This window comes from Variovorax sp. GW822-FHT04E09 (genome assembly GCF_058800845.1).
Genome location: NZ_JBXAMR010000001.1, coordinates 368,900 through 382,930, shown reverse-complemented (window position 1 = coordinate 382,930; position 14,031 = coordinate 368,900). Strand labels below are relative to the sequence as shown.

General features: G+C 69.2%; 14 protein-coding genes. 8 read left to right on the top strand and 6 right to left on the bottom strand.

What is annotated here, in order from left to right:
• Positions 1-16 precede the first annotated feature (16 nt).
• The 3 genes from AC1RL8_RS01840 to AC1RL8_RS01830 form a co-directional block, all read right to left on the bottom strand.
• Positions 17-733: a fimbria/pilus chaperone family protein gene (locus AC1RL8_RS01840; protein ID WP_492685648.1), complete on the bottom strand. Its 717-nt coding sequence runs from the start codon at positions 731-733 to the stop codon at positions 17-19.
• Between the two features lie 263 nt (positions 734-996).
• On the bottom strand, positions 997-1,662 hold the full coding sequence (locus AC1RL8_RS01835; RefSeq protein ID WP_492685647.1) for a DUF1120 domain-containing protein: 666 nt from the start codon (positions 1,660-1,662) through the stop codon (positions 997-999).
• A gap of 140 nt (positions 1,663-1,802) precedes the next feature.
• Positions 1,803-2,807, bottom strand: coding sequence for a DUF1120 domain-containing protein (locus AC1RL8_RS01830; protein ID WP_492685646.1), 1,005 nt, complete (start codon positions 2,805-2,807; stop codon positions 1,803-1,805).
• A 66-nt stretch (positions 2,808-2,873) separates the two neighbouring features.
• Between AC1RL8_RS01830 and AC1RL8_RS01825 the strand changes: the two genes are divergently transcribed.
• Positions 2,874-3,551 carry a response regulator transcription factor gene (locus AC1RL8_RS01825; RefSeq protein ID WP_216360057.1) on the top strand — a complete coding sequence of 226 codons (678 nt, stop codon included), beginning with the start codon at positions 2,874-2,876 and terminating at the stop codon, positions 3,549-3,551.
• Positions 3,552-3,601: 50 nt separating this feature from the next.
• On the top strand, positions 3,602-5,920 hold the full coding sequence (locus tag AC1RL8_RS01820; protein WP_492685645.1) for an ATP-binding protein: 2,319 nt from the start codon (positions 3,602-3,604) through the stop codon (positions 5,918-5,920).
• A gap of 12 nt (positions 5,921-5,932) precedes the next feature.
• On the opposite strand, the gene AC1RL8_RS01815 is transcribed toward AC1RL8_RS01820, so the two are convergent.
• Positions 5,933-6,820, bottom strand: coding sequence for a LysR family transcriptional regulator (locus AC1RL8_RS01815; RefSeq protein WP_095745258.1), 888 nt, complete (start codon positions 6,818-6,820; stop codon positions 5,933-5,935).
• A 131-nt stretch (positions 6,821-6,951) separates the two neighbouring features.
• Between AC1RL8_RS01815 and AC1RL8_RS01810 the strand changes: the two genes are divergently transcribed.
• Positions 6,952-7,950, top strand: coding sequence for a tripartite tricarboxylate transporter substrate binding protein (locus tag AC1RL8_RS01810; protein WP_062472854.1), 999 nt, complete (start codon positions 6,952-6,954; stop codon positions 7,948-7,950).
• Positions 7,947-9,134 carry a M20 aminoacylase family protein gene (locus tag AC1RL8_RS01805; RefSeq protein ID WP_492685644.1) on the top strand — a complete coding sequence of 396 codons (1,188 nt, stop codon included), beginning with the start codon at positions 7,947-7,949 and terminating at the stop codon, positions 9,132-9,134. Before AC1RL8_RS01810 ends, AC1RL8_RS01805 begins: the two co-directional genes overlap by 4 nt.
• A gap of 4 nt (positions 9,135-9,138) precedes the next feature.
• Here the strand turns inward: AC1RL8_RS01805 and AC1RL8_RS01800 are convergent, their stop codons facing one another.
• A complete protein-coding gene (locus AC1RL8_RS01800; protein ID WP_492685643.1) occupies positions 9,139-10,023 on the bottom strand; it encodes an AraC family transcriptional regulator in 885 nt (294 codons plus the stop codon).
• 95 nt (positions 10,024-10,118) lie between these two features.
• Between AC1RL8_RS01800 and AC1RL8_RS01795 the strand changes: the two genes are divergently transcribed.
• From AC1RL8_RS01795 to AC1RL8_RS01780, 4 genes are read left to right on the top strand one after another with little or no spacing between them, the layout of a single operon-like run.
• The gene (locus tag AC1RL8_RS01795) at positions 10,119-10,667 is read left to right on the top strand and encodes a carboxymuconolactone decarboxylase family protein (RefSeq protein ID WP_492685642.1); all 549 of its coding nucleotides are present in this window, start codon (positions 10,119-10,121) and stop codon (positions 10,665-10,667) included.
• Between the two features lies 1 nt (position 10,668).
• Positions 10,669-11,220, top strand: a complete 552-nt coding sequence (locus tag AC1RL8_RS01790) for a redoxin family protein (protein ID WP_492685641.1) — start codon at positions 10,669-10,671, stop codon at positions 11,218-11,220.
• A gap of 22 nt (positions 11,221-11,242) precedes the next feature.
• Positions 11,243-11,935 carry a glutamine amidotransferase gene (locus AC1RL8_RS01785; protein ID WP_492685640.1) on the top strand — a complete coding sequence of 231 codons (693 nt, stop codon included), beginning with the start codon at positions 11,243-11,245 and terminating at the stop codon, positions 11,933-11,935.
• Positions 11,932-12,639 (top strand): MOSC domain-containing protein, encoded by a 708-nt coding sequence (locus AC1RL8_RS01780; protein WP_492685639.1) that lies wholly within the window; start codon positions 11,932-11,934, stop codon positions 12,637-12,639. Before AC1RL8_RS01785 ends, AC1RL8_RS01780 begins: the two co-directional genes overlap by 4 nt.
• A 7-nt stretch (positions 12,640-12,646) precedes the next feature.
• On the opposite strand, the gene AC1RL8_RS01775 is transcribed toward AC1RL8_RS01780, so the two are convergent.
• Positions 12,647-14,008, bottom strand: a complete 1,362-nt coding sequence (locus tag AC1RL8_RS01775) for a homoserine dehydrogenase (RefSeq protein WP_492685638.1) — start codon at positions 14,006-14,008, stop codon at positions 12,647-12,649.
• Positions 14,009-14,031: the final 23 nt, after the last annotated feature.

The window sequence follows — 14,031 nt, the reverse complement described above, 5'->3', positions numbered from 1 at the left end:
GACAGCCCAGCCATCGTCAGTGCGCCGCGAGCCTGACGTCGTAGCTGGCCACGGTGAAGCCGTACACCGTCGCAGGCACCATCCGCACCGTGGCGGCCCCCTTCGCAGCGGCCGGCAGGGGCACTTCCACCGTCTCGCCGGGAAGCACGTGGGGGCGCGGCAACTCGACCGTCGCGGTCGACGGGAGCAGCTGGACCGCGGTGGCCAGGCGCACCACGTACGGGCTGTCGTTCACGACGCGCAGCGTGCCGGTCCCGACCGACCACTTCAGTCGCTTCCATGGATGATCGTCCTTCGCCAGGCCCTTGGGGTGGATCAGCACCGGCAGGTTCTGGCGCACGTTCATGGTCACGCGCAGGCCCGGTTCGGTGTTCTTCGGCGGGATGCCTTCGAAGATCACGCGCCGCAGGCGTTGCGTCTTCAGCGGCTCCTTGGTCTGCAGCAGAAAACGCACGAGCTGCGTTTCGCCCGGCTCGACCCGGGCGACCGGCGGGGTCACGATCAGCAGGGTGTCGTCGTCCCCGGGAATGCCCGTCAGCGATGTGAACATGAGCGCCGGCTTGGCGTCCGTGTTCTTGACGTTGATGCTGGCTTCGCCATCGCTCTCGTTGACGATGACGACCGAGGTCTCCGGCAGCATGCCCGCGGCATGCAGCGGCAACGGGGCAAGGCCCGCGATCAACGCGGTCGAGACAGACAGTGCGAAAACAAATCTGGCGGGGATGAAGTTCACGGTTCTCTTTCCTGTGGTCGGACGAGCGCGTCCGCCGTCTCGAAAGGGGCGCTTTCGAGAAGAATCAAAAATGGGGAGGGACCGACGGGCCGTTCGCCAGCCGTGGCACCGCGTCGATCCCGATCGGTCCGGACGCGATGCCGGCCGGTGCTCAATGCCGCAGCGGGCTCGAGAATGGGATGTCCTGGAAAGGGTTGCGCCAGGCGCCCTGCCCGGCACCACCCTGTATCGGGCGGAAGGACCGCCCGATACAGCCGTGTGGCTTACAGGTAGACGAGTTCGAACGTCGACAGGCCATCCAGCGGGATCGCGTGGGTCAACGGCAGGTTGCTGCCCTGGTCGATGGCGGTCACCACACCGATCTCGGTCGTGACGGACTTGTGGGCATTCGGCGTCGAAGACGCGACGCCGTTGACGGCCCCAATGAGCCTGCCCCCATCACCCGGCACGCCGGATACACCAAGGTGCCCCCAGGTAACGCCGCCGTCCTCGCTCGCAACGGTAAACGCGCCGCCTTGATCGGTCGTCTGACTCATGACCTTCAACGAATAGGCGCCAATCTTCTTGCCATCCGAAGTGCCCAAGCCGAACTTCATATTCGGGTTGGCCCCCTGGATGGTTGCAAGCGAAGTGACCGCGCTCGCGGCGCGTTCGTCGATCACCTTGAAGGCGAACCGCACAGGCGCGCCACAGGTCATGGTCAGTTGGATCGACTTTTCCGCGAGCGTGGTCTGGGCCGTCGGGTTCAGCGAGCTGGCGGGAATGTTGCCGTAGTCGACCACGCCACCGCCCGTGAAAACGGGCGTGCAAGGGGATGGCGTGATGGTGCCGGCGATCCGAAGCTCGGCACTGTCGGCGCTCGCCTGGCCGGGCACGAACATCACGGCGGCCACGCTGGCGACAGCGGCAAGAGTTGCAATTTTCTTCACGAATAATTTCCTCAAGAACTTCAAAAAAAGAGATTTCAACGAAGGATTCGTTGACGCCCGCCATGGCCCCGAAACGCTGCCCTTGACGGCAGAAGAAACAAGAGCGGAAAGGGATCGACGGGCTGTTCGTCAGCCGCTGCTTACAGGTAGACGAGTTCGAACGTCGACAGGCCATCCAGCGGGATCTGCTGGGTCAGCGGCAGGTTGCTGCCCTTGTCGATGGCGGTCACCACACGGATGTCGGCCGTGATGGCGGTGTGGGCGCCCGGCACCGTTCCCGTGGCACTGGCGGCGAAGGCAACGAGCGTGCCGCCGTCGCCGGTCATGCCGCCCGCAAAGTCCGACCAGGTGGCGCCGCCGTCCACGCTGTTGATGTGTTTGGTGCTGCCTTGATCGGCCGTCTCTTTCGTGATCTGCAACGAATAGGCGCCGATGTTCTTGCCATCCACAGCGCCCAAGCCGAACTTCGCGTTCGTGGCATACCCCGGGATGGTTTCCAACGCGGCGACCGCCGTCGCAGCGCGTTCGTCGATCACCTTGAAGCCGAACAGCACAGGCGCATCGCAGGTCAGCGTCAGCTGGGTCGACTTGTCCGCGAGCGTGGTCTGGGCCGTCGGATTCAGCGAGCCGGAGGGAATGTTGCCGTAGTCGACCACGCCGCCGCCTGTGAAAACGGGCGTGCAGGCGGCCGGAATGATGGTGCCGGCGATCCGGAGCTCGGCACTGTCGGCGCTCGCCTGGCCGGGCACGAACATCACGGCAGCCGCGCAGGTGGCAGCGGCAAGGGTTGCAATTTTCTTCACTGGTATGTCCTCAAGAACTTCAAAAAAGGGTTCAACGAAGGATTCGTTGAAACCCACCCATGGCCTCGAAACGATGCGTTTGACTGCACCGCAACGAACCCAATCCAACCGCCGATGCATCGGGTTTCGCGTTGCAAGGGCCTTGCGCCTCTTGCAGCGAGTGCCCTTGAAAGTGCGCACGGAAAGCGTGTGAGCGGCGGCGTGTTTTGTTCCGGTGAATTGTTCTTTTCGAGTGCTTTTCCCGATATAGAAATGCCACGAAAAATCGGGAGGTCGACTTAGGGATCGTTCGAAAATTCGAACCCGGGGCGGCGCGGGCTCGTACGGCGTGCGCTCACGCATCCCCTCGTTGTGATGGTGTCGACGTGGGGGCGAGCCGCCTACGATCCGCCCACTGGGAGGGTCCTCATGGCACACCACCTCGCCGCGCAGCCGCTGCGCCTGATGGTGCTCGACGACCACGCGGTCGTCCGGCATGGCCTGATCGCAAGATTGGCGGACGAGCCCGACCTGTCGGTGGTCGGCAGCCATGCCACCAGCCGCGAACTGCTCGATGCCCTGGCCACCGTGGCGGCCGATGTCGTGCTCGTGGATTTCTCGCTCGGCCCTTCGGACATCGACGGGCTCAACCTCCTGCGGGCACTGAAGGTCCGGCATCCGCGCAGCCGGACGATCGTCATCTCCGCGCACTACAGCGCGGCCACCGTGGCACTGGCGTTGAAAGCCGGCGCGCGCGGCTATGTCGGCAAGAGCCAGGAACTGGACGAGCTCGTAGCGGCCGTGCGCACGGTGAGCAAGGGCCGCATCCACCTGCATCCCGACATGGCAGCGGACATCGCCACCCTTTCCGAGGCCGCGTCGCCCCACACCGACGCCGAGGCGCTCACGAAGCATCCCCAGCTGTCCCCGCGCGAGCGCGAGGTGCTGCGCTGCTGTCTGGAAGGCCTGTCGGTCACGCAGATCGCCGCGAAGTTCTCCCGCAACGTGAACACCATCAGCACGCAGAAACACGCGGCGTTCCGCAAGCTGGGCATCCGCACGGACAACGAGCTGTTCAAGATCCGCCACCAGCTGGACAAGACATGAATCCCCGGCGCGCTCTCGGGCGAGCGGCCCGGTGGACGATGTGCGGCGCGATGGCCCTCCCCGCCGGCCCTGCCTGGGCGCAGGCGCAGCCCCTCTTCACCGACGAGGAACAGCGCTGGATGAACGCCAACCCCGTCGTGCGCTATGCCGCCGACACGCGGCTGAGCCCGCTGGAATCCATCGAGCACGGCCGCTACAAGGGATTGATCGCGGAGTACCTTGACGCGGTCGCGCGCAAGTCGGGCCTGCGCTTCGAGCTGCACGCCACCCCCGACTGGCAGGAGGCCCAGCAGGCCTTCCTCGACGGCAAGGTCGACATGTTCCCGAACGCCAGCGCCCAGCGCACCACGCGCGAGGTCGGCGCCCGGCTGCGCCTGACCGATCCCTTCTTCGTGGCGCAGACGATCATCGTCACGCGCACCGACGCCCCCTTCGTCCTGCACATGAAGGACCTGGACGGCAAGGTGGCGGCCGTGCGCGGCGGAGGTACCTACGCCCATGTCTTCGCCGAGCGCTACCCCGGCGTGCGCGTGCTGCCCACCAGCGAACCGATGGAAAGCCTCGATGCGGTGATCACCGGCGAGGCCTACGCCGCCATCGGCTCCGACGCGGTGTTTCTTCCCATGATGCGCCGCCGGCATGCGCGCCAGTTGAGCATCTCCGGCACGATCGGCGATCTCCTGTACGTGGCCCAGATGGGCGTTCGCGCCGACCTGCCGCTGCTGCATTCCATCGTGGAGAAGTCGCTCGCCAGCCTCTCGGCGGCGGAGACCGGCCAGATGAACGACCGGTGGCTGGAGCAGACCGACTTCGGCGAGCCCTCGCTGCTGTCGATCGTGCGCTACCGCCTGCCGCAGCTGTTGCTGCTGCTCGGCGGCGTCGTGCTGCTCGGCTGGTTCGCCTGGCGCGCCCGCGTGGCGCAGCGCGCCGCGCAGAAGAGCGAGCGCACCAAGTCGAACTTCCTGGCGGTCATGAGCCACGAGATCCGCACGCCCATGAACGCGGTGCTGGCCTCCATCGAGATGCTGGCGCACACGCCGCTGGATGCGCGCCAGAAGCGCTTCACGCGCACCGCCTCGGCGGCCGCCGAAGCCCTGCTGTCGCTGCTGGACGATGTGCTCGACCTCTCGAAGCTGGACGCCCGGCGCCTCGCGCTGGAACTGGTGCCTACCGATGTCGACGCGCTGGCGCAGAAGGTGGCGCATGTGGCGCGCGTGAACGCGCAGGACAAGCCGCTGGTCATCGCGGTGCGCACGCACAACCCCTCGGGCCGGCAGGTGCTGATCGACCCCACGCGCTTGCGGCAGGTGCTGCTGAACCTGCTGGGCAATGCCGTGAAATTCACCGAGCGCGGGCGCATCGACGTGACGCTGGAGCTTCTGGACGATGGCGACATGAACGGCCTGCTGACGGTCACGGTGAGCGACACCGGCATCGGCATCGCGCCCTCGCAGCAGGCCTCCCTCTTCGATGCGTATTCGCAGGCGGACAATTCCACGACCCGGCGCTTCGGCGGCACTGGCCTGGGGCTGACCATCTGCAAGGAGCTGGTCGAGTTGATGGGCGGCGAGATCCGGTTGAGCAGCCGGCTCGGCGCGGGCACCTCGGTCGAGTTCGCCCTGCCGGTGAAGCTCGTGGCGCCGGCACAAGAGGTTTCCAGGGACACCGCTGCGGCGCATGGCAAGCCGTCTTCCGGCCCTGCGGCCACCGTGCTGGTCGTGGAGGACCATCCAGGCAACCAGTTCATCATCGCGGAGCAGTTGCGCATGCTGGGCTACGACGCCCGGATCGAAGCCGACGGCGCGGCGGCACTGGCCGCGCTCGCGCCACCGCATCCCTTTGCGCTCGTGCTCATGGACTGCCACATGCCCGGGATGAGCGGCTACGAAGCGACGCGCCGCCTCCGAGAGAGCGAGCGAGAGGCAGGCGTCAGCCATCTGCCCGTGATCGCGATCTCGGCGGCGACCGACTCGGCGCACCTCGACGAATGCATGGAAAGCGGGATGGACGGCGTGCTCAAGAAACCGCTGCGCCTGGACGAACTGTCGAGCATGCTGCAGCTCTGGCTGGGCGGGGCGCCGTCGTCGCCGCAACGTCCCGACACGGCCTTGCCGCCGCAGTTTCACGAGGCCATGGCGGAAGACCTTGCGGCGCTGCGTCGGGCGTTTGCCGCGGGCGACACCGCGAGTGCGGCGCACCATGCGCACCGCATCAGGGGCGCGGCCTTGATGGTCGACGCTGCGGCCGTGGCGGCGCCGGCCGATGCGTTGGAAGAAATCGCTCGCGGCGAAACCCCTTCGGATCACATGCGCGTGGCGGACCTGCTGGACGAACTCCAGCTTGCGCTGTCGGCACAGGCGGCGCCCTGAGCAGACGGCGCCCTACGCCCCCGCCATCCGTTCCTTCATCAGCCGCCGAAGAATCGCCAGCGCCGGCGCCTCGGTGCGCTGGCGCAAGGTCACCAGCCCGAAGCGCGCCGTGCCGCGCATCGGCGGCTCCATCCGCAACTCGACCAGGTCGGGTGCCGACTCGTGCACCGCGAGCAGCACCGTGTCGCTCTGGCGCACCACGTCGGCGATGCTGGGCAGCTCCTCGCACTGCAGGGTCACGCAGTTGGCGGGATGCGCCTGCGGGCCGTAGGTTTCGACCAACCCGCGCGCCACCTCGTCGCTCAACGGCGTCGAGGCGATCGGGTAGCGCTGCACCGCCTCGAAACTCACGCCCTTGCGCAGCCGTGTGAGCGGATGGCCGCGGCGGCACAGGAAAGCGCCGCGCAGCTCGTACACGTGGGTCAGCACCAGGTCGGGCGCGGGCTTGAGCGCGCGCGCATCGACCACCAGCGCGTCCAGGCTGCGCTCGCGCAGCGCCTGCGCCAGCAGGTCGGTGCTGCCGCGCGCGATCACGGTGCGCACGGCCGGGTGGTGCGTCGCCATGTGCAGCAAAAAGGGCGTCATCAGCAGCGCGCCGGGCCCCGAGCCCAGCCCGATGCGCACCGTGCCGCCCTCGCCTTCGCGCATCTGCCGGCCACGGTCGCGCAGCGCCTCGGCCTCCGACACCAAAAGCCGCGCGCGCTCCAGCACCTCGCGCCCGAAGACCGTGAGCTCGTTGCGCCGGCCGATGCGGTCGAACAGCGGCATACCCAGTTCGTCCTCGAGCGCGCGCACGCTGCGGCTGAGCGCGGGCTGCGTCAGGTGCAGCGCCTGCGCCGACTGGCTGAACGAGCCCGTGTGGGCCAGCGAAATGAGGTGCCTCAGTTGAACCAGCGTCATGGCGAAAACCTCGTTTTCATGAATGCATTGGACTCATGCTAATGCAGCCAACAATGCATTGGACGTTGCGTCGGCCCGCTCCTAGCATTCCCCTGCATCCGGCCCCACGAGCCGGCACCACCCCAGGAGACATGACTTTGACGACGACTTCGCTCTTCCGATCCGCGCTGCTGCTCGGCTGCGGGCTGATGCTGGCGGCCGCGGGCCCCGCCCGCGCCGACGGCTTTCCCGCCAAGCCCGTGAACCTGATGGTTCCCTACCCGGCCGGCGGCCCCTCGGACGCCACCGCGCGCATCTTCACCGTGCCGCTGGGCAAGGCGCTGGGCCAGCAGGTGGTCGTGGAGAACCTGGGCGGCGTGAGCGGCGCCATGGCCGCGCAGAAGGTGCTGGCTGCGCCGGCCGACGGCTACTACCTCTTCCAAGGCTCGCCCAACGAGATCATCCTGGCGCCGCTGGCCAATGCGGCCGTGAAGCTCAAGGCCGAAGACTTCCGCATGGTGCACCCGGTGGCCGAGGCGGTGATGGTCTTCGTCGCCCGCAAGGACCTGCCTGCCAACAGCGTCGATGAGCTCATTGCGCTGGCGCGCAAGTCGCCCGACAAGCCGCTGTCGTACGGCAGCGTGGGCATCGGCTCGCTGTACCACCTGATCCTCGAGAAGGTGCAGCTGGACACCGGCGTGAAGCTCATGCACGCGCCTTACAAGGGCAACGCGCCGCTGCTGCAGGACATCGGCGGCGGCCAGGTCGACTTTGCAGTGCTGGTCTACAGCGCCGCCATGGGCGCGCTGGCCGACCAAGGCCGGCTGAAGATCCTCGGCCAGCTCGGCGGGCAACGCTCGGAGCTGCTGAAGAACGTGCCCACCGCCAGCGAAGGCAAAGAGCTGAAGAACGTCAACTACAAGACCTGGAGCGGCTTCTTCGTGCGCAAGAACACGCCCGAGGACGTGGTGCAGAAGCTGCACCAGGCCGTCGGCGCGGCGCTGAAGGAAACGAGCGTGCGCGAGCAGCTCGCGGCCCAGACGCAGCTGGCCTCGCCGCAGACGACGCTGGCCGAATCGGCGAAGTTCTACGAAGCCGAGACCGCGCGCTACCGCGACATCGCCAAGTCCATCCGACTGGAACCCCAATGAGCACCACCGCCCTCCTGAACGACCTGCACGCCAGCGCCGACACCTTCATCGGCATCCGCCGCGACATCCACCAGCACCCCGAGCTCGGCTTCGACGAGCACCGCACCTCGGCGCTGGTGGCCGAGAAGCTCGAAGCCTGGGGCTACACCGTCGAGCGCCACGTCGGCGGCACCGGCGTGGTGGGCCGGCTGGTGCGCGGCAGCGGCACGCGCCGCCTCGGCCTGCGCGCCGACATGGACGCCCTGCCCATCGACGAGGCCACGGGCCTGGCCTACGCCAGCGCGCACACGGGCGTGATGCACGCCTGCGGCCACGACGGCCACACGGCGATGCTGCTGGCGGCGGCGCAGCACCTGGCGGAACGCGGGCGCTTCGACGGCACGCTGAACCTGATCTTCCAGCCTGCCGAGGAAGGCGGCGGCGGCGCGGTGCGCATGATCGACGACGGCCTGTTCGAGCGCTACCCCTGCGACGCCATCTTCGCGATGCACAACATGCCCGGCATGGCGCAGGGCCGGCTGGCGATGCGCGAAGGCCCGGCCATGGCCTCGTCCGACTACGCCACCATCACCCTCACCGGCGTGGGCGGCCACGGCGCCATGCCGCACCGCGCGGCCGACCCCATCGTGGCCGCGGCCAGCATCGTGATGGCGCTGCAGAGCGTGGTCTCGCGCAACATCGATCCGCTGCAGATGGCGGTCGTCACGGTGGGCGCCATCCACGCGGGCAAGGCCAACAACGTGATCCCGCAAGGCGCCGTGCTCGAGGTGAGCGTGCGCGCCCTCGACCGCGAGGTGCGCAAGAAGATCGAAACCCGCATCAAGGCGCTGGTGGCCGCGCAGGCCGAGAGCTTCGGCGTGCAGGCGCAGATCGACTGGCGGCCCGGCTACGCGGTGCTGGTCAACACGCCCGAGGAAACCGCCTTTGCCCGCACCGTGGCCGAAGAACTCGTGGGCCCGGCACAGGTCACCTGGCAGACGCCGCCGCTGCCGGGCAGCGAAGACTTCGCCTTCATGCTGGAGCGCGTGCCCGGCTGCTACCTGCTCATCGGCAATGGCGACGGCGACGCGCACGGCGCCTGCATGGTCCACAACCCGGGCTATGACTTCAACGACAGCAACGTTGCGGTGGGCGGCGCCTACTGGGTGCTGCTGACCGAGCGCTTCCTGCGCGCCACGAACTGAACGTTCAAGAAGACTGCCGCGCGAGCCATTCGCGCGGCGACACGCCCACCTTCTGCGCGAACAGGCGCGACAGCGCCGAAGCGTTGGCGTAGCCGAGGCTGTCGGCAATCGTCTTGACCGACGCGCCCGTGCGCAGCTCGGCCTGCGCGATCGTCAGGCGCCACTGCGCCAGGTAGTCGGCGGGCGTCGCGCCCACCACCGACTTGAAGCGCGCGGCGAACGCGCTGCGCGACATGCCGGCCTCGGTGGCCATCTGTTCGAGCGGCCACGGCTCGCCCGGGCGCTCGTGCAGCGCGACCAGCACGCGCGCCAGCTGCGGGTCGCCCAGGCCCGTCAACAAGCCCGCAGGCACGCCGCTCTCCTGCGGATGGTCGAGCAGCCAGCGCAGCAGCTGGATCAGCACCACCTCGAACAGCCGGTCGGCCAGCAGGCGGTGCCCGCACAGCACGCGCCCGGTTTCCGCGAACAGCAGCGCCAGCGAAGCTTCGAGGCCGTCGACCGCATGCAGCGGCAGCCGCACCAGCGGCGGCAAGGCGCGCACCAGCGGGTGCGCCTCGCCGCCGTCGAAGTCGACCGTGGCGCAGACGAAGTCCGAGCCTTCCGTGGGCGCGTTGTGGAAGTCGTGTGCCAGCGGGCGCGGGTAGAACAGCAGGCTGGGCTCCTTCACGACCAGCTTGCGCGGCACACCGGCCGCGCGCACCGACGGCGCCGAATGCGTGACCACCATCTCGCCGCGCCGCATCACATGCAGGAAGCTGCGCCCTTCCTTCGCCGCGAAGTGCGTCACGCCGCACAGCGGCCCCGTGTGGAACAGGTGGGCCCGGACACGGAAGCGTTCGAGCAGGGACGAGAGCCTGTCGATGGGCGGTGGTGGCGGTGCGCTCGGCATTGGACGAAAAGGTATGTTGAATGGATGAAAGCGTTCAAATCATACGGATTCCCGGAAGACACTGCATCCATCGTCATCACCGGAAGGAAGTCTTCATGCCCCGCGTCAACCTCGTCACCGACACCGCCGCCACCGGCGACGCCCAGTCCTTGCTCTCTCAAGTCCACGGGGCCTTCGGCGCCACGCCCAACATGTTCCGCGCCGTCGCCAACTCGCCCGCGGCGCTGCGCAGCCTGTGGGGATCGTTCGGCGCGCTCGGCGGCGGCGTCATTCCGGCGCAGCTCGGCGAGCAGATCGCCGTGGCCATTGCCGACCGCAACGCCTGCCACTACTGCCTTGCAGCGCACACCGCGCTGGGCCGCAAGGCGGGCGTGTCGGCCGCCGACATGACCGCCGCACAGGCCGGCGAATCGGCCGACCCGCGCACGGCGGCGGCGCTGCGCTTTGCGCTCAAGCTCGTCGATGCGCGCGGCCAGGTCAACGACGCCGACGTGCAGGCCTTGCGGGCCGTGGGCTTCGACGACCGGCACATCGTCGAGATCCTGGCCCACGTCGCGCTGAACCTGTTCACCAACTACGTGAACGTGGCGTTCCAGGTGCCGGTGGATTTCCCGCAGGTGAAGCTGCGCACCGAGGCAGCCTGACATGGCCTGGCCGCGCCCCGAGGCGCCCGAGCTGCAGGTCGCGCAGTGGCTCAACACCGATGCGCCCGTCACGCTCGCGTCGCTGCGCGGCCGGGTCGTGGTGCTGCACGCGTTCCAGATGCTGTGCCCGGCCTGCGTATCGCACGGCCTGCCGCAGGCGAAGAAGACGCGGCAGCTGTTCGCCGCGAAAGACGTCGCGGTGATCGGCCTGCACTCGGTGTTCGAGCACCACGACGTCATGACGCCCGCCGCGCTCGACGCCTTCGTGCGCGAGTACCGCCTGGGTTTTCCCATCGGCATCGACCAGCCCTCGCCCACCGGTGGCATTCCCGCCACGATGCGCGACTACCAGTGGCAGGGCACGCCGAGCACGGTGCTGGTCGACCGGCAGGGGCGCCTGCGCATGAGCCACTTCGGTTTGATCGACGACATGGCTTTGGGCGCCGCCATCGGGCAGCTTGCGGCCGAAGAGGCGCCTGCGCACCTCATTGCGCAACCTGCAGACGATGCATCGCCAGACGGCCCGTGCGACGACACCGCCTGCCGCGCCTGAAAGAAGAAAGGACACTCGCCGCATGCCATGCATCGCCCTGCAACACCTCGCCTTCGAAGACCTCGGGCGCTTCGCCAACGTACTCACCCGGGCCGGCCACGCCATCGATTACCGGCAGGCGGGCCCGTCCGCGCTCCGCGCCGACGAGTGGCGCCACGCCGACCTCGTCGTGGTGCTCGGCGGTCCCATCGGGGCCTACGACACGGCGACCTACCCCTGGCTCGCCGAGGAGATCGCCGGCCTGCGCGAACGACTGGCGCTGCAGCGCCCCACGCTGGGCCTGTGCCTGGGCGCGCAGCTCATGGCCCGTGCGCTCGGCGCGCGCGTGTACCCGTCGGGGCACACGGAGATCGGTTGGGCGCCGGTCGACCTGAGCGCGGCGGGCCGAAGCTCGTGCCTCGCGGCGCTGGACGGCGAACCCGTGCTGCACTGGCACGGCGACACCTTCGACCTGCCGCCCGGCGCCGAACTTCTGGCAAGCACCGCGCGCACGCCGCACCAGGCGTTCCGCCACGGCCGCCATGCGCTCGCGCTGCAGTTCCACCCCGAGGCCGACCCCGCGCGCATCGAGCCCTGGCTCATCGGGCACCACCACGAACTGGCCGCGGCCGGCATCGACATCCCCGCGCTGCGCGCCCGCAGCGCCGAACTGGCCGACCTGCGCTCCGATGCCGCGACGCGCATGCTGGCGGCATGGCTGGATCAGCTCGCATGACGCAGCCCGCCCTGCCCATCGACGCGCTGCTGGTCGGCCCCGTGGCCCTGCTGCCCGACGGCCGCACGCGCAGCGGCATCCGCAAGACGCCCACGGCCGATGCGCTGTGGCTGTCGTCCACCGGCCTGCAGGGCGATGCGCAGGCCGACCTGCGCATCCACGGCGGTGTCGAGAAGGCCGTGCACCACTACCCGCGCGAGCACTACGCGGGTTGGGCGGCGGGTGGCGATCACAACGGGCTGCTGGCGCACGCGGGCGCCTTCGGCGAGAACATCTCGACCACAGGCTGGGACGAATCGACCGTGTGCATCGGCGACGTCGTGCAGCTCGGCGACGCGCGGGTGCAGGTGTCGCAGGGCCGGCAGCCCTGCTGGAAGCTTGACGCCCACTTCGGCAGGCCCGGCATGGCGCGCGAGATGCAGGCGCGCGGCTGCACGGGCTGGTACTACCGCGTGCTCGAACCCGGCTGGGTGCGGGCCGGCGCGATGGCCACGCGCGTGGAACGCCCGCACCCGGACTGGCCGCTGTCGCGCCTCATCGCGCTGCTGTTCTCGCGCGACGCGCGCTTCGCCCCCGAATGGGAACAGGCCGCCGCCCTGCCCGCCTTGGCCGAACGCTGGCGCGCCACCTTTCGCAAGCGGGTGGATGCGGGGCGCGTCGAAGACTGGGAGCCGCGGCTGCGCGCACCCGCGTCCGACCCCTGAGCGCCCTTCAGTCGTCGAGCGTTTCGACGCGCAGTGCGATCACCGGGCCTGCCACGAACGGGCTCGTCTGCAACGCGTGCAAGGCGAGATCGACCGCGCTTTGCAGCGCCGACTCGGTGATCACCAGCACCTGCGGCGCCGCATCCGCCGGCCCGTTCGCCAGCACCAGTTGCCGCACCGGCAGCCGCTGCGCGGCCAGCAGCTCGGCCACGGCCGCGATGTCGGTCGCCGCCTGCACCGGCACGCGCAGGTAGTGCGCGCTGCGCACGGCCGCGCGCGGCAGCACCGGCAGTTCGCGCACCGCATGCGCATGAAAGCCCGTGTGCGGCACGCGCTGGCCGGCGTGGGTGCCGTCCAGGCGCGCCACGTCGACGAGGTCGGCGATCACGGCCGAGGCGGTCTGCTCCGAACCGGCGCCCGCGCCGTAGTACATCGTGACGCCCGCCGCGTCGGCCTTGACCATGATGCCGTTCATCGAACCGTTGACCTGCGCGAGCAGGTGCGTCGCCGGCACCAGCGCGGGCTGTACGCGCAGCTCCACACCCTCTTCACGTCGGCGCGCCACGCCCAGCAGCTTCACGCGAAAGCCCAGCTGCTCGGCGCAGGCCACGTCCAGGCGCTGCAGCGCGGTGATGCCCTCGACCTGCGCATCGGCAAAGCGCACCGGCATGCCGAAGGCGTTGGCGGCCAGCAGCGCGGTCTTGTGGGCGGCGTCGACGCCCTGGATGTCGAAGGCCGGGTCGGCCTCGGCATAGCCCAGCGCCTGGGCCTGCGCGAGCGCGTCGCCGAAGTCCAGGCCCTCGTCGCGCATCTTGCTCAGGATGAAGTTGGTGGTGCCGTTGACGATGCCCGCCACCCACTCGATGCGGTTGGCCGTGAGGCCTTCGCGCAGCGCTTTCACGATGGGGATGCTCACCGCCACCGCGCCTTCGTACATCACGGCCACGCCATGCGCGCTGGCGGCGGCGAAGATCTCGGGGCCGTGCACAGCCAGCAGCGCCTTGTTGGCCGTGACCACGTGCTTGCCGTGCGCGATGGCCGCCAGCACCCAGTCGCGCGCCGGGCCGGTGCCGCCGGCCACCTCCACCACCACGTCGACATCGGGATCGGTGGCCACCTGCATCGGGTCGGCCGTGAGCGCCACGCCCTCGCCCACGATGCCCTGGGCGCGCGCGAGGTTGCGCGCCGCCACCACCGTCACCTCGATGCCGCGCCCGGCGCGGGCAGCAATGAGTGCCTGGTTGCGCGCCAGCACGCGGAAGGTGCCCGCGCCCACGGTGCCGATGCCGATCATGCCGACGCGCAGGGGGCGAATGGCCGCAGGATGGCTGGGCTGGGGCAGGAAGGACGAGACGGGATCGCGGTACATGGGCTTCTCCAAACAACGAACGA

What these genes read in the sequence shown, in the direction of transcription:
- AC1RL8_RS01830 (WP_492685646.1), bottom strand. Translation starts at nt 2,807, where the DNA reads ATGCGTGAGCGCACGCCGTACGAGCCCGCGCCGCCCCGGGTTCGAATT.
- AC1RL8_RS01825 (WP_216360057.1), top strand. Translation starts at nt 2,874, where the DNA reads ATGGCACACCACCTCGCCGCGCAGCCGCTGCGCCTGATGGTGCTCGAC.
- AC1RL8_RS01820 (WP_492685645.1), top strand. Translation starts at nt 3,602, where the DNA reads ATGGCCCTCCCCGCCGGCCCTGCCTGGGCGCAGGCGCAGCCCCTCTTC.
- AC1RL8_RS01815 (WP_095745258.1), bottom strand. Translation starts at nt 6,820, where the DNA reads ATGACGCTGGTTCAACTGAGGCACCTCATTTCGCTGGCCCACACGGGC.
- AC1RL8_RS01810 (WP_062472854.1), top strand. Translation starts at nt 6,952, where the DNA reads ATGACTTTGACGACGACTTCGCTCTTCCGATCCGCGCTGCTGCTCGGC.
- AC1RL8_RS01805 (WP_492685644.1), top strand. Translation starts at nt 7,947, where the DNA reads ATGAGCACCACCGCCCTCCTGAACGACCTGCACGCCAGCGCCGACACC.
- AC1RL8_RS01800 (WP_492685643.1), bottom strand. Translation starts at nt 10,023, where the DNA reads ATGCCGAGCGCACCGCCACCACCGCCCATCGACAGGCTCTCGTCCCTG.
- AC1RL8_RS01795 (WP_492685642.1), top strand. Translation starts at nt 10,119, where the DNA reads ATGCCCCGCGTCAACCTCGTCACCGACACCGCCGCCACCGGCGACGCC.
- AC1RL8_RS01790 (WP_492685641.1), top strand. Translation starts at nt 10,669, where the DNA reads ATGGCCTGGCCGCGCCCCGAGGCGCCCGAGCTGCAGGTCGCGCAGTGG.
- AC1RL8_RS01785 (WP_492685640.1), top strand. Translation starts at nt 11,243, where the DNA reads ATGCCATGCATCGCCCTGCAACACCTCGCCTTCGAAGACCTCGGGCGC.
- AC1RL8_RS01780 (WP_492685639.1), top strand. Translation starts at nt 11,932, where the DNA reads ATGACGCAGCCCGCCCTGCCCATCGACGCGCTGCTGGTCGGCCCCGTG.
- AC1RL8_RS01775 (WP_492685638.1), bottom strand. Translation starts at nt 14,008, where the DNA reads ATGTACCGCGATCCCGTCTCGTCCTTCCTGCCCCAGCCCAGCCATCCT.